This is a genomic window from Janthinobacterium violaceinigrum (assembly GCF_009208555.1).
Lineage (GTDB): Bacteria > Pseudomonadota > Gammaproteobacteria > Burkholderiales > Burkholderiaceae_D > Janthinobacterium > Janthinobacterium violaceinigrum.
The window spans coordinates 46501-65029 of the sequence record NZ_WFLI01000017.1 but is presented as its reverse complement, the minus strand read 5'-3'; the positions used below and the strand labels follow the sequence as shown (position 1 = coordinate 65029).

General features: G+C 63.5%; 14 protein-coding genes. 2 read left to right on the top strand and 12 right to left on the bottom strand.

Annotation, left to right across the window (positions count from 1 at the left end; translation table 11 throughout):
* Positions 1–114: 114 nt before the first annotated feature.
* The 4 genes from GCN75_RS15755 to GCN75_RS15740 form a co-directional block, all read right to left on the bottom strand.
* Positions 115–846, bottom strand: a complete 732-nt coding sequence (locus GCN75_RS15755; protein WP_152283324.1) for a BON domain-containing protein — start codon at positions 844–846, stop codon at positions 115–117.
* Positions 847–950: 104 nt separating this feature from the next.
* On the bottom strand, positions 951–1643 hold the full coding sequence (locus GCN75_RS15750) for a hypothetical protein (protein ID WP_226941417.1): 693 nt from the start codon (positions 1641–1643) through the stop codon (positions 951–953).
* A gap of 156 nt (positions 1644–1799) precedes the next feature.
* Positions 1800–3524, bottom strand: a complete 1725-nt coding sequence (locus GCN75_RS15745) for a dipeptidyl-peptidase 3 family protein (protein WP_152283323.1) — start codon at positions 3522–3524, stop codon at positions 1800–1802.
* Positions 3525–3635: 111 nt separating this feature from the next.
* Entirely contained in the window at positions 3636–4235 is a 600-nt protein-coding gene (locus tag GCN75_RS15740) for a short chain dehydrogenase (protein WP_152283322.1), read from the bottom strand.
* Positions 4236–4347: 112 nt separating this feature from the next.
* Between GCN75_RS15740 and GCN75_RS15735 the strand changes: the two genes are divergently transcribed.
* Positions 4348–5265, top strand: a complete 918-nt coding sequence (locus tag GCN75_RS15735) for a LysR family transcriptional regulator (protein ID WP_152283321.1) — start codon at positions 4348–4350, stop codon at positions 5263–5265.
* An 8-nt stretch (positions 5266–5273) separates the two neighbouring features.
* Here GCN75_RS15735 and GCN75_RS15730 read toward each other — a convergent pair whose 3' ends face one another.
* From GCN75_RS15730 to GCN75_RS15720, 3 genes are read right to left on the bottom strand one after another with little or no spacing between them, the layout of a single operon-like run.
* Positions 5274–6737, bottom strand: coding sequence for an efflux transporter outer membrane subunit (locus GCN75_RS15730; protein WP_193317528.1), 1464 nt, complete (start codon positions 6735–6737; stop codon positions 5274–5276).
* A 40-nt stretch (positions 6738–6777) separates the two neighbouring features.
* Complete coding sequence (locus tag GCN75_RS15725) at positions 6778–8376, bottom strand: DHA2 family efflux MFS transporter permease subunit (RefSeq protein ID WP_152257518.1); 1599 nt, start codon at positions 8374–8376, stop codon at positions 6778–6780.
* 6 nt (positions 8377–8382) lie between these two features.
* Positions 8383–9585 carry an HlyD family secretion protein gene (locus GCN75_RS15720; RefSeq protein ID WP_152283319.1) on the bottom strand — a complete coding sequence of 401 codons (1203 nt, stop codon included), beginning with the start codon at positions 9583–9585 and terminating at the stop codon, positions 8383–8385.
* A 144-nt stretch (positions 9586–9729) separates the two neighbouring features.
* Here GCN75_RS15720 and GCN75_RS15715 point away from each other — a divergent pair, with 144 nt between their 5' ends.
* The gene (locus tag GCN75_RS15715) at positions 9730–10449 is read left to right on the top strand and encodes a TetR/AcrR family transcriptional regulator (protein ID WP_152283318.1); all 720 of its coding nucleotides are present in this window, start codon (positions 9730–9732) and stop codon (positions 10447–10449) included.
* 8 nt (positions 10450–10457) lie between these two features.
* Here the strand turns inward: GCN75_RS15715 and GCN75_RS15710 are convergent, their stop codons facing one another.
* From GCN75_RS15710 to aceE, 5 genes are all read right to left on the bottom strand, one after another.
* On the bottom strand, positions 10458–11555 hold the full coding sequence (locus tag GCN75_RS15710) for a hypothetical protein (RefSeq protein WP_152283317.1): 1098 nt from the start codon (positions 11553–11555) through the stop codon (positions 10458–10460).
* 340 nt (positions 11556–11895) lie between these two features.
* Positions 11896–12051: a hypothetical protein gene (locus tag GCN75_RS29200; protein ID WP_193317527.1), complete on the bottom strand. Its 156-nt coding sequence runs from the start codon at positions 12049–12051 to the stop codon at positions 11896–11898.
* A 39-nt stretch (positions 12052–12090) separates the two neighbouring features.
* Positions 12091–13875: a dihydrolipoyl dehydrogenase gene (lpdA, locus tag GCN75_RS15705; protein ID WP_152283316.1), complete on the bottom strand. Its 1785-nt coding sequence runs from the start codon at positions 13873–13875 to the stop codon at positions 12091–12093.
* 10 nt (positions 13876–13885) lie between these two features.
* Positions 13886–15550, bottom strand: a complete 1665-nt coding sequence (gene aceF, locus GCN75_RS15700; RefSeq protein ID WP_152283315.1) for a dihydrolipoyllysine-residue acetyltransferase — start codon at positions 15548–15550, stop codon at positions 13886–13888.
* 94 nt (positions 15551–15644) lie between these two features.
* Positions 15645–18341 (bottom strand): pyruvate dehydrogenase (acetyl-transferring), homodimeric type, encoded by a 2697-nt coding sequence (gene aceE, locus GCN75_RS15695; protein ID WP_152257524.1) that lies wholly within the window; start codon positions 18339–18341, stop codon positions 15645–15647.
* Positions 18342–18529 lie beyond the last annotated feature (188 nt).

Sequence of the window (18529 nt, the reverse complement as noted above, 5' to 3'; positions counted from 1 at the left end):
GCACTGCTGCGTACGGCTCCCATCCTGGCGTCAGGCGGGTGAAACGGGGGCAGTCGCTGCGTGATCGGCATGCGTGCCGGGACGCATGCCCCCGGGCGAGTCTGCCCCCTTCCATTACTTCACTTTCAAGCCATTCTTCACGTCCGTCACACCTTCCACGCCACGGGCCAGGTCGGCCGCTTTTTTCACTTGCGCCTGGGAAGGCACGAAGCCGCTGAGCATGACGACGCCGTTGACCGTTTCCACGTGCACGTCCAGCGCTTTCAAGTCATTGTCCTTGACGAGGTCTGCCTTGATCTTGGTGGTGATGACGGAGTCGGACATGGCCGTCTTGGTGCTGCTGGCCGCATTGCGCGTCACGCAGGCAGCCTTGGCCGTCGCATCCATGGCGTCGCAGTTTTCCTTCGTCGTGGCGGGCGGATTCTGCGCCACGTTGGTGCCGGCCCTGGCGCCCGTGCTGGCGTCGGCCAGCGCGGCCGTTTTCGCCGCCTTGGCATCGTTCATGCACGTGGTTTTATCGGCGCCCGTGCGGTCGCCGCACTTGGCCTTGGCCAGGTCATACTCGGCATTGGCGACATCCTTGCGGGCCTTGCCCAGTTCGCGCGGCGTGTTGCGGTACTGGGCCACGGCGTCCGAATCGGCCTTGGCGCGCGCCACCCTGGCTTCTTCCACGCAGACTTTTTTTGCATTGCCGCTGTGGCTGTCGCAGGCGGCCTTGGCCTGCTTGTAGTCGGCCGATGCCTTGTCCGTCAAACTCTTGTACGAGGCATCCTGCGCGTACGCGGGCGTGGCGGCAAGCAGGGCGCTGGCACTGGCGGCCAGCATGAGTGCGATCATTTTGTTCATGATGGTTCCTCTCTGGTTAGTTGATGCCCAGATTAGACCCCTGCCCGCCGCAAAGCTCCGTGCGACAGCACACGCTGACAGGCCATCCGGGCATAAATCAGCGTTTATTTGTCGCTGCTCAAGCCCTTCCGCCACAATACTTGCGCCTGTTCAAATGGTGAAGCAGACCCATCAAATGCGCCGTCGCCATCGGCCAGCGCCAGCCATGCCTGCGTGGCGTGCGAAGCGCCCGCGCTGTCGCCGCCGGCGCGCACGCCGCGCATCCAGGCCAGCACCTCCTGGTACTGCCCGGGGTGGCGCCCATGCATCCAGGCCAGGGCCACCAGGTCCGCATACGCCTCTTCGCGGCGCGTCTCGCGCAGCTCCTGCGCCAGCTGTGCCTGCTTGCCACGCTGCATGCTGGGCGGCTCGACAAAGCCCCGTGGCAAGGCATGCCAGTCGCCCTGCGCATAGCGCTGGCAATGGCCGATCTCGTGCGCCATCATCGCTTCCATCATCACGCCCTGGCGCGCAGGCAAGACCTCTTGCAAGATCCCCTCCGCCTGCGCATTGCCGCGCAGCGACAGCACCAGCTTGCAGCGCCCCGCTTCGTAACCGAGCGCCAGCGGCACGGCGCCGGGCGCGTCCTGCGGCTGCACGATGATATCGATGGGCAAACCTTGCGCGCGCGCAAACGCGATGACGGGCTGGCCCGCCTGCAGCCAGCGGTTTTCCAGATCCGTGAGCCTGGCGGCGCCCACGGCGGGCAAGGGAGAGAGAGCGATGAGCAAACTCATCAGCAAGAGGCGATTCGGCATGGGATCGGCGGGCTAAAGGAAAGCGGAAGGCAACCATTGCAGAGTAAGCGGCGAAGATATTTCCGCAAGGAAAAACTGGCAACTTTTCAGAAAAAAAGGCGAAAAAAAACCGGTGCAAGCACCGGCTTTTCACACTGACAATAGCCAGCAAGGCAGTTATTTCTTCGCCGCCTGGTCCAGCGCGCGCGCCGTGACAAATGCCGGGCGGATATCGTTCGGCACGGCCTTCATCTTGTCGAGCGCCACCTGCACGTCAGGACGGATGACCACGTACTTGGTCATCAGCGCTTTCGCGCGCGCGTAGTCGCCCGTCGCTTCGATGGTCAGGAATTCACGGTCCAGATCGATCACGGCTTGCTTGATCTTGCCGAAATCGACGCCAAACTTGCCGTCGCCCAGCGAGACAAAACCGCCCTTGTCGAGGATGTAATTCATCTGGATGGCCATGCCGCGCGCATGCGAATCCGTCAGGCCGAAATGCAGGGTGCGGAAACCGGAGGCAAGGAAGGTGTTGTACAGCTTGCGCTCGGCCACGTCGCCCTGGCCCAGGGTGTCGTTGAGCTGGCCCTTGTCCATCATGTAGCGCAGCGCGTATAGGCCCGTGATGTCGGCCTTGGCTTCTTCGATGGTCGAATACGCTTCCTTCAAGTCCTGGCGCGGCGTCGAGGGCTTGCCGTCGATGACGGTGGCATGCGGGCCCAGGCCGTGCATGATTTCATGCGCGAGGATGTGCGTGAAGAAGGAATTGAAATCCACGTCCTGCTGCGCCTCGGGCGTGAGCACCAGTTTCGAGATCGGCGTCAGGGTAGCCTTGAACTTGGCTTCCTGCACGTTTTTCAGCATCACGCGCTTCGAACCGCGCGCGCTGATGATGCGCTCGTCGTTCGGCAAGTTGTAGGCGGCCGTCTGCACGGCCATGTTGCCGTCGCCCGCGCCATACACCTGGTTGACCACCACCATCGGCGCCAGCGCGCCCACTTTCGGGTTGCGGTACTGGGCATCGAGCGGCAGGTTGTCTTCCAGCTCCTGCATGTGCTTGGCGAAGAAGTTCAGCTTCTGCGTTTCCGCCTGGTCGCGGATGTTCACATACGCCTCGAACGCGGCCTTGTAGCCGAACAGCTCGTCGTTATACGTTTCGTACGGGCCGATGGTGATGTCGACGGGCGAGTCGAGGTCCATCCAGGCGAAGTCGGACGGCAGGTAGTCGTTGTCGAGGAAAGCCTTGGCGCGCAGGGTCAGGAATTTCTTCAGGGACGCATTGTCCGTGGCGGCGGCCGCCTCGTCGAGCAGTTTCGCCAATTGCTTCAGTTCCACCTTGTACTCGTCCGAATACTTGACGGTCTGGTACTTGCCATCCTTGCCCGCGCGGATGGTCGTGAAGAACCATTGCGCCTGCTGCTTGTCGTCCGCCGACAGGCCATTCATCCACGTTTCCAGGCCGGCCTTGGTGGCGCCCTGCGGATAGAAATTGCCCGCTTCCGGCTTGTGCGCGGGAATGGCGATGCCTGCATAGCTGGCCGGCATGAACGAGGCGTGGGCATCGAGCACGGACCATGGGCCCTTGTTGATCCAGAAATAATTCAGGCGGGCCTGGCCCAGCGTTGATTTGTCCTTCTTCAGGGCGGCCCACAGGGCTTCATTGCCGGACCAGCGCTGGCGCAGCTGCAGCACGTCGACCAGCTTGGCCGCTTCGACCAGCTTGGCGATGGCCTGGCGGTCGCCTGCGGACAGGTGGGAGGTGTCGGCAGTCAGCTCGACGGGCGCGTAACGGGCGCTCATGGCCGTCAGTTGCGCGGCGGTGGCCGGTGTTGCCGCTTGCGGCGCGGCGCAGGCGCTGCCGACGGCGGCAGCCATCAGCAGGGGAATCAGGATGTTTTTCATGGGGCCTCGGTGTATGGTTCACAGCAAGCAAGCGCCCCGCACCATCACGGCGCGGCCGCTTCCTTGTTCAGCCTGCGATTGTCCCACCTGCCCCATGGCATGGCAAGCGGCTTACCAGACCCTGTACACCTGCCCCGTCTGCGCCCCTTCCACGCTGCGGCTGTAAGCGAGCGCCACGCGGCTGGCGGCGGCCGGTTCGAAGCCGTAGAAGAACGGGCCATACGACTCCAGCGACTCTTCCAGCACCGTGGGGCTGACGACATTGATGCGCACGCCGCGCTGCAACTCGATGGCGGCGCCCCGCACGAAGCCTTCCACGGCCGCATTCGTCATGCTGGCGGCCGCGCCGAAGCGGATGGGCTGTTCGGCCACGATGCCGCTGGTGAGGGTGATCGAGCCACCGTCGTTCAGGTATTCCTGCGCCACCAGCGCCACGTTGACCTGGCCCATCAGCTTGCTGTCCAGGCCCAGCTGGAATTGCTCAGGAGTAAATTCCGCCAGGGGGCCGAAATGCAGCTTGCCGGCCGTGACGACGACGGCGTCGACCTTGCCGATGCGTTTGAACAGGGCCCGCACTTGCGCGATGTCGCCCATGTCGGCCTGGTGCGTGCCGCTGCGGCTGCCCACTGCGATGATTTCATGGCGCTGCGCCAGTTGTGCGGCGACGGCCGTGCCGATGGTGCCGCTGGCGCCGATGATGACGATTTTCATGCTGCTTCCTTGTCTGGGGTTGAACGATGGAGCCAGTATGCGCCGCTTCCAAAAAGGAATAAATACGCTAGAATTTACAAGATTACTAACCCACAATTTGCAATCGAGGCGTATGGATAAATTGCGCAGCATGGAAATCTTCGTCTCCGTCGTCGACCAGGGCAGTTTTACGGCCGCCGCCGAAACCTTCCGCATCTCGCCCGTGATGGTAGGCAAGCACATCCGGCAGCTGGAAGAGCGGCTGGGCACGCGCTTGCTGGCGCGCACCACGCGCCGGCAGAGCCTGACGGAAATCGGCCAGCAGTATGTGGAACAATGCCGCCAGATCCTGGCGCAGATCGCGGCCGCCGAAACGGGCGCGGAAGCGATGCGGGCCACGCCGCGCGGCAAGCTGAAAATCACGGCGCCCGTGTCCTTCGGCAGCGAACGCATCGCGCCGCTGATGGCCGAATACCTGGCGGCCTACCCGGACGTGAGCCTGGAGCTCAATCTGAATGACAGGATGGTGGACCTGGTGGAAGAAGGATTCGATGCGGCCATCCGCATCGGCGCGCTCGAGGATTCCGGCATGGTGGCGCGGCCCCTGCAGCACTATGCGATGGTCATCTGCGCCTCGCCCGACTATCTGGCGAAACACGGCACGCCGCGCACGCCCGACGATCTGGCACGGCACGAATGCGTGGATTTCATGCAGTGGTCGCGCCACATGCGCTGGCGCCTGAGCGGCAAGGAAGCGCGCCACGATGGCGCCGCGGTCGAGAGCCGCTTCCGTTCGAACAATGGGCAGGCGCTGCGCATGGCGGCCCTGCACGGTTTCGGCATCGTGATGCAGGCGGAAATTCTGCTGGCCGACGATATCGCGGCGGGACGGCTGGTGCCGCTGCTGCGCGATTACGTGCCGGCGCCGCGCCTGATGCACCTGCTGTATCCGCGCGACCGCCAGCCCACGCCGAAGCTGACGACCTTCATCGACTTCATGCTGGAACGCTACGGGCCGGCGGCGACACCGCCGCCGGCCACGCTCACGTAACTGAGAACTCAGTTGGCCTTTGCCAGCTTGGCCAGCTCGCCGTCCGGCTGCCAGCCGGCGCCCAGGGAACGGGCCACGGCCACCGTCGCCAGCAGGCGCTGGGTCTTGATCTGCGCGGCGGCGCGGTCCGCTGCCAGCGAACTGCGCTGCGCATCGGTGACGTCAAGATAGGTCGAGATGCCGCGCTCGTAGCGCGTGCGCGCCACCAGGTAGGCGCGCGCCGCCGCTGCCTGCGACAGGGCCTGGGCATCGCCCTGCAACTGGCGCTGCTCCACGTCGGACAGGGCGTCTTCCACTTCGCGCAGGGCCGTCAGCAGCTTCGTTTCGTGGTTCGCCACGGCTTCCCCATAGCGCGCCTTGCTCAAATCCAGGTTGGCCTGGTTGCGGCCGCCGTCGAAGATGGGCAGCGACAGGGCCAGCGGGCCAAAGCTGAACTGGCGCGAACCGCCCTGCGCCAGGTCGCGCAGCTTTTCCGACGCGTAGCCGAAATTGCCCGTCAATTGCAGCGACGGATAGAACGCGCCTTCGGCCACGCCCACCTGCGCGTTTGCCGCACGCAGGTTCGCCACGCTGGAGATCAGGTCGGGGCGGTGCGCCAGCAGGCTGGCCGGCAAGCCGACGGGAATGGCGGGCGGCAGCGGCAAGCTGGAAGGCTCGGCAGCCACCGGCAATTGCAGCGCCGATGGCGGCTTGCCCGTCAGGGTAGCCAGGCTGTTTTCCAGCTGGTTGCGCTGGCGCTTGACTTCATGCAGGTCCGCTTGCGCGTTTGACAGTTCCACTTTCGCGCGCGCCAGGTCCAGCTCATTCGTCAGGCCCGCATTGAAGCGCGCCTCGACCAGCTGCGCCGATTCGCGGCGCGTATCGAGCGCACCATTCAAAATGGCCATTTCCGCATCCAGGCCCCGCAGCTGCCAGTAGTTGCTGGCCACTTGCGCCGACAGCATCAGCAGCACGCCATCGCGGTCGGCCTGCGCCGCCAGCGCCTGCGCATCGGCCGCTTCGACCAGACGTTTCACGCGGCCCAGCAAGTCGACTTCGTACGACAGCGTACCGCCCACGGAAAAATTGTTGCCGCTGATGGAGCGGTTGCCCAGGGCCAGGCCCTGCGAGGTGTTGGCCGAGGTGCGCGAGTTCGAGATGCCCGTGCTGACGTTTATGCTCGGGCCCTGGTTGGCGCGCGCCGTGCCGCTTTGCGCCAGCGCCTGCAGCAGGCGTTCGCCCGCCGCTTTGACACTGGGATTGTCCTGCAGCGCGCTGCGCTCGAGGCGGTCCAGGGTGGCGTCGCCGTAGATGCTCCACCACTCTTTCGGCAGTTGCGCGGCGTCGGCCGCGGCCGCGCCGTGGCGGAACGAGGCGTTGTCGATGCCGGCCACGTTTGCCGGGGCGGTGAAATCCTGGCCCACGGTGCCGCAGGCGGACAGCGCCACGGCAAGGGAAGCGGCCAGCGCGATTTTCGTCAATACTGTTTGCATGGTGTATACCTTCTTGTTCTTTAAGGGCTTGCGTTGACGGTCAATGACCGCCGCCACCGCCACCGGGGGCTTTGAGTTTATCGGCCAGCCACAAGGGCACGATGCAGGCCAGCAGGATGGCGCCGATCAGGAAGAAGCCATCGTTGTAGGCCATCACATACGCTTCGCGGCGCACGATGCCGTCGATCGCCTGCAAGGCCTGGTTGCCGGCCGTGACCGCGTCATAGCCCTTGGCCATGAACGAGGACGTCAATTGGTCGATGCGCAGCTGGGTGGCGCTGGAATACGCATTGATCGCCTCACCCAGGCGCTGCGAGTGGAAGTGCTCGCGCGTGCTCAGGGCCGTGGCCAGCAGGGCAATGCCGATGGAACCGCCCAGGTTGCGCGTCATGTTGAACAGGCTCGATGCGGACGGCATGTCCTTCGGCGCGATGCCCTTCATGGCGAAGTTCGACAGGGTCAGCATGACGAAGGGCTGGCCCAGCGCGCGCACCACCTGCGACCACAGCAGCTGATCGTAGCCGGTGGACGCATCCATGTACGCATTCATCATGCACGAACCGCCGAACAGCAAGAGGCCGAACGAGCACAGGATGCGGTTGTCCACCTTGGAAGACAGCTTGGCGACGAAGGGCATGATGAACAGCTGCGGCAAGCCCACCCACATGATGACTTCACCGATCTGCATGGGCGAATAGCCGGCGATCTGGCCCAGGAACAGGGGCAGCAGGAAGGCCGAGCCATACAGGCCCATGCCCGTCACGGCCGACAGCACGGTGGCGACCAGAAAGTTGCGCTGGCCGTACAGGCCCAGGTTGACGAACGGTTCGGCGCGCGTGGCGCTGGTGACGACCCAGCCCAGGATACCCACCAGGGCCAGTGCGGCGAAGGTGATGATGAAACCCGAGTCGAACCAGTCCTTCGAATTGCCCTCTTCCAGGAAGATGGTCAGGCAGCCCAGGCCCAGGGCCATGAAGAAGATGCCCAGCCAGTCCGCTTTCCAGAACATCTCGAGCTTCATCGGCTCCTTGTCCAGGCCATAGATCATGCCGGCGATCAGCAGCACGCCCGGCACCCAGTTGATGTAGAAGATCGAGGGCCAGCCATACAGCTCGGAGAGGTAGCCGCCCAGGGTCGGGCCCATGGCCGGCGCCAGGGTGGCAGTCAGGCCGAAGATGGCCATGCCGACGGCGCGCTTCGAGGCGGGCAGCTTGAGCATCACCAGGGTGAACGCCATGGGGATCAGGGCGCCGCCCGTGAACCCCTGCAGCATGCGGAAGACGATCATGCTTTCCAGGTTCCAGGCCGTGCCGCACAGGGTGGAGAACAGCAGGAAGAAAGCGGTGGTGCCTATCATGTAGGTGCGCAGGCCGAACACGCGCGCCAGCAGCGCGGTGAGCGGGATGACGATGATTTCCGCCACCAGGTAGGCCGTGGAAATCCACGAGCCCTCTTCCTGGGTGGCCGACAGCGAGCCAAGGATATCCTTGAGCGAGGAGTTCGTGATCTGGATGTCGAGCACCGCCATGAAGGCGCCCAGCATGCCGGCGGCGACGGCCAGCCAGGTACGCCCGGAGACTTTCTCGCTGATCACGGGAAACGCCGGCGATGCCGCCGGTGTGGTGGAAGGGCTGCTCATGGAAGCTTAGCGGGCGGCGGTCTGCACGGCTGGAGCGGCTGGCGCGGCGGCGTGGCGCTGCGTATTTTCCGACGCGGGCTGGTTCACTTCCACTTCGGCGATCACCGACATGCCCGGCACCAGTCGGCCGTTCATGGCCTTGATGTCTGCCGGCTGGAAGACGATCTTCACCGGCACGCGCTGGACGATCTTCGTGAAATTGCCGGTGGCGTTATCGGCCGGCAGCAGCGCGAATTGCGCGCCCGAGGCAGGGGCGAAGCTGTCGACCGTGCCCACCAGTTTCTTGCCCGGCATGGCGTCGATCGTCACGTGCACGTTCTGGCCGCGGTGCAGGTCGGCCAGCTGCGTTTCCTTGAAGTTGGCGGTGACCCAGACGTTGTCCTGCACGATGGCCGTCAGTTGCTGGCCAGGCTGCACGCGCATGCCCGTTTCCACGTTGCGCTTGCCGATGCGGCCGGCGACGGGAGCCAGGATGCGGTTGTATTGCAGCTGCTGTTCCGCGTCCTTCAATTGCACGCGCAGCACAGCTACCTGGGCCCTGGCGACGTCGCGCGCAGCTTGCGCCGCACCGATCTGCGCCTTGGCGGCCGATGCGCTGTCGCGGCGGGCGGCCAGGTCGGCCACGGCGCTGGAGCGGGCCGCATTGGCCGCATCGACTTCCGCTTTCGAGACGGCTTTCATCTGGCTCGTGTACAGCTGGCCATAGCGCTCCGCATCCTGTTTTGCGCGCAGCAGCTGCGCGTCCGCCTGCGCCACTTGCGCCTGGGCGGCGCTCGCTTGCGCCTGCACTTGCGCGATCTGCGCGTCGGCCTGCAGCACTTGCTGCTCGGCGCTGGCGATCTGCGCGGCGATCTGTTCGGTCTTCACGCGCTGGTCGAACGGATCGAGTTCGGCGATCACGTCGCCCTCTTTCACCATTTGATTGTCATCGATGAAAACCTTGGTGACGACGCCGGAAATGCGCGCCGACACGGGATGCACGTGGCCCGAGACATAGGCGTTTTCCGTTTCCACGAAATAGTGGCTGCGGTACCACATGCGCGCGCCGGCGCCCAAGGCGACAAGGACGATCAGGCCGGCGATGATTTTCACGCGGTTGTTCGGCGGGGCGGAGCTGGCGGAAGCGGCGGGCGTGGAAGGTGCGGCTGGGGCCGCGGGTGGGACGGCGCTAAGCACCTTGTGCTCTGCTTGGCCTGGCTGGTTGGACATACTCGCTCCGAAAATGAAATGATATAGGTTCATTATTGGTCAAAGAAAAGCCAAAGTCAAGAAATGAAACGATTGCATTTCATTTTAATTTGCACTACAGTGTGAGCCATCACTTACCTTCCAACTTATAAAGAGACCCAGACCATGCCAGATCCCGGCCTCAGCGATACCTTGCCAACCGATAAAGAATCCAGCGATGCCGCCCAGGAGCTTTCCTGCTGCGGCAAGCCAGCCGGCCGGCCGCGCGCAGCCGACATGGAGGCGCGCATGGAAAACCTGCTGCACACGGCCGGTTGCCTGTTTCTGGAAAAAGGGTATGGAAAGGTCAGCCTGGAAATGATCGCCCGCGAAGCCCATGTGGCCGTGCGCACGATTTATGTGAAATTTGGCGGCAAGTCGGGCTTGTTCAATGCCGTGGTGGAACTGCGCCGCGCCGCCTACTTCTCGACCATGCCGGCGCTGGAAACGGATATGCGGCCCCTGCCCACCATCCTGGGCGAGTTCGGCCTGCTGTTCGTGCAGCTCGTTACGATGCCGGCCGCCATCCGCCTCAATCGCATGGTGGTGGCCGAAGCGGCCACGCACCCGGAACTGGCGGAAACGTTCTACAAGGTGGGACCGGGACAGACGCGCGAGATGCTGGTCAAGTTTTTCAGCCGCCCCGACATCGCGCCGCTGTTCCGCGCCGAGTTGACGCCGTCCATGCTGGCGCTGCACCTGCTCAATTGCCTGCTGGGAGATCAGATGTCGCGCCTGCTGTTCCCGCCGCAGGCGCAACCGGATGTGGCGCAACTGCGCGCCAAGGTGGCGGTCAGCCTCGACCTGTTCCTGCGCGGCACCCTGCGCCAGCCGCTCGGGAACTGACGCGCGGTTCAGCCAGGGTGGCTGCCCGCTTCCTGCAACACCGTTTCGGCACGCCCATCGCCCAAGCCCAGCGCACGCAGGAAAGGCTGGGCTGCCGACGGGCCTTCGAGGCTGAGTGAAGGCTCACTGCCATCATACCGCTCCGGACCATAGCGCATCAGGTCGAACGAGGTTTCAAAACGCTGCGCCAGGAAATAGGTGCGGAAATAATCGAAGGCAAACGCCACCTGCCCATCGGCACGCAGCAGCAAGCCGTGCGCATACAGCGGCGCCAGCCAGTCCCCGGCACCCATGGTCCAGCCCTTCACGCCACAATAATCGCTGGCAAAACGCTCCAGTTCCGCCTCGCCCAGGAACAGGGTCTTGGCTTCGAACATCACGAACGCCAGCTCGATCAGGAATTCGCGCGCATCGGCAGCCGTGCCGGCGTCCGCGCGCGGTGGCACGCCCGCCCTGCCCAGCAAGCCATCGAAATAGGCGGGCTCGGCTGCCAGTTCCGGCAGCAGAGTGGCAAACACATACTCGGCATCCACCTGCCCCGTTTCCTGGCCATTCGGCGTGTACAGCACCGACAGGGCGAAGTTCTTGCTCACTTCGTCGAACTCGCGCAGGGACACGGTCCACTGCGTGCCTGCGGCGTCGCCATCGACCGCGCCTGTGCCGAACTCGAGCACGGAAAACGCCGCCATCTGGCCATGCGTACCGTACAGGCTGCCAGGATTGCTCTTGAACAGGATGCCCAGCGACTTCATGAGCGAACTGGCATCGCCCGTATGCTGGTGGCCATGGAAGACGGCGTGGATATTCTTGTAGTGCGCGCGCTGCTCGGCACTGGCGTGCTCATCGGCGGAGAAAAAGCTGAAGCCGGCATTGCCCAGCGCCGCGGCCGCCACACCCTGCACGCGGCTGCCCGGCACCAGGTAGAAACGCGCGCCGGGCAAGCTGGCCGCCTGCAGCAGGGGGCGCAGGAAATATTCGTAGACATACACGGGCGTCGTGCCGGCGCAGGCGTCGGGCGCCACCAGCTGGCCCGTGAAGAAAATCGCATCGATCTGCTTGCCGGCGGCCAGGATAGCGGCCACATCCTGGTACAAGGCATGCAGCATCACGGCTTGCTCTTGCTCATCAGCCCGACGCAGACGGACATCGGCAATATGAAGGGCGGTAAACTTTTTCATTGTTGCAAAACTCTCTCAGTACAGCGGAACTTGACCGAAACCCACGCTGGCAACATTCCTGGAAAAATCACACGCTTCTGTTGAAGCAAAAAGCAAAACATGGTTACAGACTTCCATTCTGCCACTTTTTCCATACGGCAATACTCACCAATTTTCACATAGGGCGGATACGCCACGCTGCATCTGCGGTTTACCTTGCCGCGATCAAGGGAAATAAAAAAAAACCCGCAATCGCTTGCGGGTTTTTGTACTGAAAATTAACTTTTTATCAGCGCTTGCGCGGCGGCGGCAAGTCCGTGCACACGCCTTCGTACACTTCGGCGGCCATGCCGATCGACTCGCCCAGGGTCGGGTGCGGGTCGGTGGTCTTGCCGATGCTGGCGATGGTGCCACAGCGGATATGTTGGATGAAAAAAACCCGCAATCGCTTGCGGGTTTTTTTGTACTGAGGATTGACTCTTTATCAGCGCTTGCGCGGCGGCGGCAAGTCCGTGCACACGCCTTCGTACACTTCCGCAGCCATGCCGATCGACTCGCCCAGGGTGGGGTGAGGATGGATGGTCTTGCCGATGTCGGTGCCGTCGCAGCCCATCTCGATGGCCAGCGCGATTTCACCGATCATGTCGCCCGCATGCGTGCCGACGATGGTGCCGCCGATGATGCGGTGCGTTTCCGCGTCGAACAGCAGCTTGGTGAAGCCCTCGGCGCGGCCATTGGCCACGGCGCGGCCGGAAGCGGCCCACGGGAAGTGGCCCTTCTCGACCTTGATGCCCTTGGCTTTCGCTTCGTCTTCCGTGATGCCGGCCCATGCCACTTCCGGGTCCGTGTAGGCGACCGACGGGATCACCTTGACGTCGAAGTGCGACTTCTGGCCGGCGGCCGCTTCGGCAGCCACGTGGGCTTCATGCACGGCCTTGTGCGCCAGCATCGGCTGGCCCACCAGGTCGCCGATGGCGAAGATGTTCGGCACGTTGGTGCGCATCTGGCTGTCGACGTTGATGAAGCCGCGGTCCGTCACTTGCACGCCCGCCTTGTCGGCAGCCAGCTTCTTGCCGTTCGGGCTGCGGCCCACGGCGACGAGCACCAGGTCGTAGACTTGCGGCGCCGGCGCCGTGGCACCCGCTTCGGCTGCTTCGAACGTGACCTTGATGCCTTCCGGCAGTGCCTCGACGGCTACCGTCTTGGTCTTGGTCATGATGTTGTCGAAGCGCTTCTCGTTGAACTTCTGCCACACCTTGACGGCGTCGCGGTCCGCGCCCTGCATCAGGCCATCCATCATTTCGACCACGTCGATGCGCGCGCCGAAGGTCGAATACACGGTTGCCATTTCCAGGCCAATGATGCCGCCGCCGATGACCAGCATGCGTTTCGGGATCTGGCGCAATTCCAGCGCGCCCGTCGAATCGACGATGCGCGGATCTTCCGGCACGAAAGGCAGTTTCACCACGGACGAACCGGCGGCGATGATGGCCTGCTTGAACTGCACGACCTTCTTCGTACCGTCATTGGCCGTCACTTCGATGTGGTTCGCGGAAAGGAACTGGCCCACGCCCGTCACCACTTGCGTCTTGCGCGCCTTGGCCATGCCGGCCAGGCCGCCCGTCATGTTCGAAATCACGCCTTCCTTGTACTTGCGTACCTGGTCGATGTCGATGGTCGGCTTGGCAAACGTCACGCCCGTGTTGGACATGTGCGCCGTTTCGTCGATCACGGAAGCGACGTGCAGCAGCGCCTTCGACGGGATGCAGCCCACGTTCAGGCACACGCCGCCCAGGGTCGCGTAGCGTTCGACGATGACCGTGGACATGCCCAGGTCGGCCGCGCGGAACGCCGCCGAATAACCGCCAGGACCGCCGCCCAGCACCATCATGTCGACGTCGATGTCGACCTGGCCGCTGTAATTGCCGGCCGGGATGGCGGTGACGGCCGCCGGTGCCGGGGCCGCAGCGGCGGCAGGTGCTGCGGCCGGAGCTGGCGCAGCGGCAGCAGCCGGAGCAGCAGCCGCGCCTTCCGACGCTTCCACCACCAGTAGCGCGCTGCCTTCGGCGATCTTGTCGCCGACCTTGACCTTCAATTCCTTGACGACGCCCGCGTGGGTCGATGGAATCTCCATGCTGGCCTTGTCCGATTCGACCGTGATCAGCGACTGGTCCACCTTGATGGTATCGCCCACCTTGACCATCAGTTCGATGACTTCGACTTCCTTGAAGTCGCCGATATTCGGTACTTTTACCTCTACTGTGCTCATCAATCGCTCCTTACAGCAGAATTTTGCGCATGTCGGCCAGGACTTCGCCGAGGTACACGGAGAATCGCGCGCCCATCGCGCCATCGACCACGCGGTGGTCGTAGGACAGCGAGGTGCCCATCATCAAACGCGGCTGGAAGGCCTTGCCATCCCATACCGGCTTGATCGAGGCTTTCGACAGGCCCAGGATGGCCACTTCCGGCGCATTGACGATAGGCGTGAAGTGCGTGCCGCCGATGCCGCCCAGGGACGAAATCGTGAAGCTGGCGCCCTGCATGTCGGCCGGTTTCAGCTTGCCTTCGCGTGCCTGCAAGGACAGTTCCGTCATTTCGCGGGCGATCTGCGAGACCGACTTCTGGTCCGCGCCCTTGATCACGGGCACCACCAGGCCATTCGGCGTGTCGGCCGCGAAGCCGATGTTGTAGTACTGCTTGAGGATCAGGTTTTCGCCCTTGGCATCCAGCGAAGCGTTAAACGCGGGGAATTTCTTCAGCGCGGCGACGGACGCCTTGATGACGAAGGCCAGCATGGTCAGCTTGGCCGCATCCTTGTTCTTCGCATTGGCCGCATTGGTGTCGACGCGGAACGCTTCCAGGTCCGTCACGTCCGCTTCGTCGAACTGCGTGACGTGCGGGATCATGACCCAGTTGCGGTGCAAATTCGGACCCGAGATTTTCTTGATGCGCGACAGCGGCAGCAGTTCGGTCGTGCCGAACTTGCTGAAGTCCAGCGACGGCCATGGCAGCAGGTCCAGGCCCACACCCGAACCGGCCTTGGCGGCAGGAGCGTTCGGCGCGGCGACGGCGCCCGACATCACGCCCTTGACGAAATTCTGCACGTCTTCCTGGGTGATGCGGCCCTTCGGACCGGAACCGCCCACGCGGGCCAGGTCCACGCCCAGTTCACGCGCGAACTTGCGGATCGACGGCGATGCGTGCGCCAGCTTGCCATTGACGGCAGGGGCGGCGGCCACTGGCGCCGGGGCAGCAGCGGCGACCGGCGCCGACGCGACGGCGGCGGCTGGCGCGGCGGCAGCTTGCGCCGGTGCGGCGGCAGGTGCTGCAGCAGGAGCGGCAGCGCCGCCGGTCGTTTCCACGACCAGCACCAGCGAGCCCTTGGCGACCTTGTCGCCGACCTTGACTTTCAATTCCTTGACGATACCGGCGTGGCTCGATGGGATTTCCATGCTGGCCTTGTCCGATTCGACCGTCAGCAGCGACTGGTCGACCTTGATCGCATCGCCCACCTTGACCATCAGTTCGATGACTTCGACTTCCTTGAAGTCGCCGATATCGGGCACGGTCACTTCGACCAGCGCTGGCGCGCCGGCAGGGGCGGCGGCTGGCGCGGCCGCAGGGGCAGCTTCGGCAGCCGGTGCAGGGGCGGCAGCGGCTGGCGCCGGTGCGGCCGCAGGGGCAGCCGTGGCCGAGGCGTCGTCCGCCACTTCCAGCAGCAGGACCAGCGAACCTTCGGCGATCTTGTCGCCCACGTTGACTTTCAATTCCTTGACGACACCGGCGTGACTCGATGGAATTTCCATGCTGGCCTTGTCCGATTCGACCGTGATCAGGGACTGGTCGACCTTGACCGTATCGCCTGGCTTGACCATCAGTTCAATGATCTCGACTTCCTTGAAATCGCCGATATCCGGGACTTTGACTTCCACAATGCTCATAGCTTGCTCCGTTATTTTATTTGTCAGATGGACCCGCACACACGCCAGGGCGGCACTTTCGCACCGCCCTGGCATCATCGGGTCCGCACAACGATTACTGGGTCACCGGATTCGGTTTGTTGGCGTCGATGCCGTACTTGGCGATCGCCTGCTCCACCACCGACACGTCGATCTTGCCTTCGTCAGCCAGCGATTTGAGCGCGGCCACGGTGACATAATAACGGTTCACTTCGAAGAACTCGCGCAGCTTGGCGCGGCTGTCCGAGCGGCCAAAGCCATCGGTGCCCAGCACTTTATAAGTGCGGCCCTTCGGCATGAAGGCGCGGATCTGTTCTGCAAACGCGCGCATGTAGTCGGTCGTGGCGACGATCGGGCCGTCCGTGTCCTGCATCAGCGACGTCACGTACGGCACGCGCTGCTCTTTCGACGGGTTGACCATATTCCAGCGTTCCGCATCCTGGCCATCGCGGGCCACCAGGGTCAGCGACGGCGCCGACCACACGTCCGCAGCCACGCCCCAGTCGTTGGCAAGCAATTCGGCGGCGAAGATCGATTCGCGCAGGATGGTGCCGCAACCGATCAGCTGTACGCGCAGCTTGGCGTCCGCCGGGCCTTCCTGCAGCTTGTACATGCCTTTCAGGATGCCTTCTTCTTGGCCTGGCTTGATGCCTGGCTGGGCGTAGTTCTCGTTCATGATCGTGATGTAGTAGAACACATCTTCCTGGTTGGCGATCATGCGACGCAGGCCGTCCTGGATGATGACGGCGACTTCATGGCTGAAGGTCGGATCGTACGGCATGCAGGTCGGGATGGTCGCGGCGAAGATATGGCTGTGGCCATCTTCGTGCTGCAAGCCTTCGCCGTTCAGGGTCGTACGACCAGCCGTGCCGCCCATCAGGAAGCCGCGGGCGCGCATGTCGGCCGAAGCCCATACCTGGTCGCCGATGCGCTGGAAGCCGAACATCGAGTAGAAGGTGTAGAACGGGATCATGATGCGGTCGTTGGTCGAATACGACGTCGCCGCGGCGATCCACGAGCTCATGCCGCCCGCTTCGTTGATGCCCTCTTGCAGGATCTGGCCAGCCTTGTCTTCGCGGTAGTACATGACCTGGTCTTTGTCGACCGGCTCGTACAACTGGCCTTTCGGGTTGTAGATGCCGATCTGGCGGAACAGGCCTTCCATGCCGAAGGTACGCGACTCGTCGACCAGGATAGGCACGACGCGCTGGCCCAGGTTCGGGTCTTTCAGCAGGGTCGAAATGACGCGCACGAATGCTTGCGTGGTCGAGATTTCACGGCCTTCAGGCGTGGCTTCGAGCACGTTCTTGAACGCGTCCAGGCCAGGCACGGGCAGGGTTTCTTCCGACTTCTGGCGGCGCTGCGGCAGGTAGCCGCCCAGGGCCTTGCGGCGCTCGTGCAGGTAGACCATTTCCGGCGCATCGTCGGCAGGCTTGAAGAACGGGATGTCGGCCAGCTTGTCGTCCGGGATCGGCAGCGAGAAGCGGTCGCGCATTTCGCGGATGGCTTCGTCGTCCAGTTTTTTCGTCTGGTGCGCCGTGTTGCGCGCTTCGCCCGACTTGCCCATGCCGTAGCCCTTGATGGTTTTCACCAGCAGGACGGTTGGCTGGCCCTTGTGTTCCTGGGCGATCTTGAAGGCCGCGTAGATCTTGTGCGGATCGTGGCCGCCACGGGTCAGGCGCCAGATGTCGTCGTCCGTCATGTTGGCAACCATTTCCAGCAGCTTCGGATGCTTGCCGAAGAAGTGCTTGCGCACGTAGGCGCCGTCTTTTGCCTTGTAGTTCTGGTATTCGCCGTCGACGGTTTCCATCATCACGCGCTGCAGGATGCCTTCCTTGTCCTGTGCCAGCAGGGCGTCCCAGCCCGGGCCCCAGATGACCTTGACGACGTTCCAGCCGGCGCCGCGGAATTCGCCTTCCAGTTCCTGGATGATCTTGGTGTTGCCGCGCACAGGGCCGTCCAGGCGCTGCAGGTTGCAGTTGACCACGATGACCAGGTTGTCGAGCATGTCGCGCGCGGCCAGGCCGATCGCGCCCAGCGATTCCGGCTCGTCCATCTCGCCATCGCCGCAGAAGGCCCAGATCTTGCGGTTGTCGGTCTTGGCGATGCCGCGTGCGTGCAGGTACTTCAGGAAGCGCGCCTGGTAGATCGCCATGTGCGGGCCCAGGCCCATCGACACGGTCGGGAACTGCCAGAAGTCAGGCATCAGCTTCGGATGCGGGTACGAGGACAGGCCCTTGCCGTCGACTTCCTTGCGGAAGTTCAGCATTTGCTCTTCCGTCAAGCGGCCTTCGAGGAAGGCGCGCGCGTAGACGCCGGGCGAGGAGTGGCCCTGGATGTACAGCAGGTCGCCGCCGTGGTCGGCCGTTGGCGCATGCCAGAAATGGTTGAAGCCGATGCCCAGCATGTTCGCCAGCGACGCGAACGAGGACAAGTGGCCGCCCAGGTCGCCGTCGGCGCGGTTGGCCTTGACCACCATGGCCATGGCGTTCCAGCGCATCCACGAGCGCAGGCGCTCTTCGTATTCCAGGTTGCCGGGACAGTGTGCTTCTTGTTTGGTCGGGATGGTATTGACGTAGGCGGTGGTGCTGGAGAACGGAATCTGGGCGCCGCGGCGGCGGGCCAGGTCAACCAGGCGCTCCATCAGGTAATGCGCACGTTCCGGACCTTCATTTTCCAGTACGGCTTCGAGCGCGTCCAGCCACTCCTTGGTTTCCTGCATATCCGGGTCGGTGCCGATCTGTGTCGTTACCTGGTTCAGTTGAGCTGACATCTGTTGAGTCTCCTTTGTGAGCGCCCCACCCCGATTTTCCGGATCGCTGTCGGACGGTATTTCGCTGATTATTTACTATTAAGTCGGTTTAGTGTGGGGATTCTAACAGCGTATTTACTATTTTTCAAATTACGATATAGCATTTCGCATTGTGAAATTACCCTATGAAATTTATGCTGCAGTGCCGC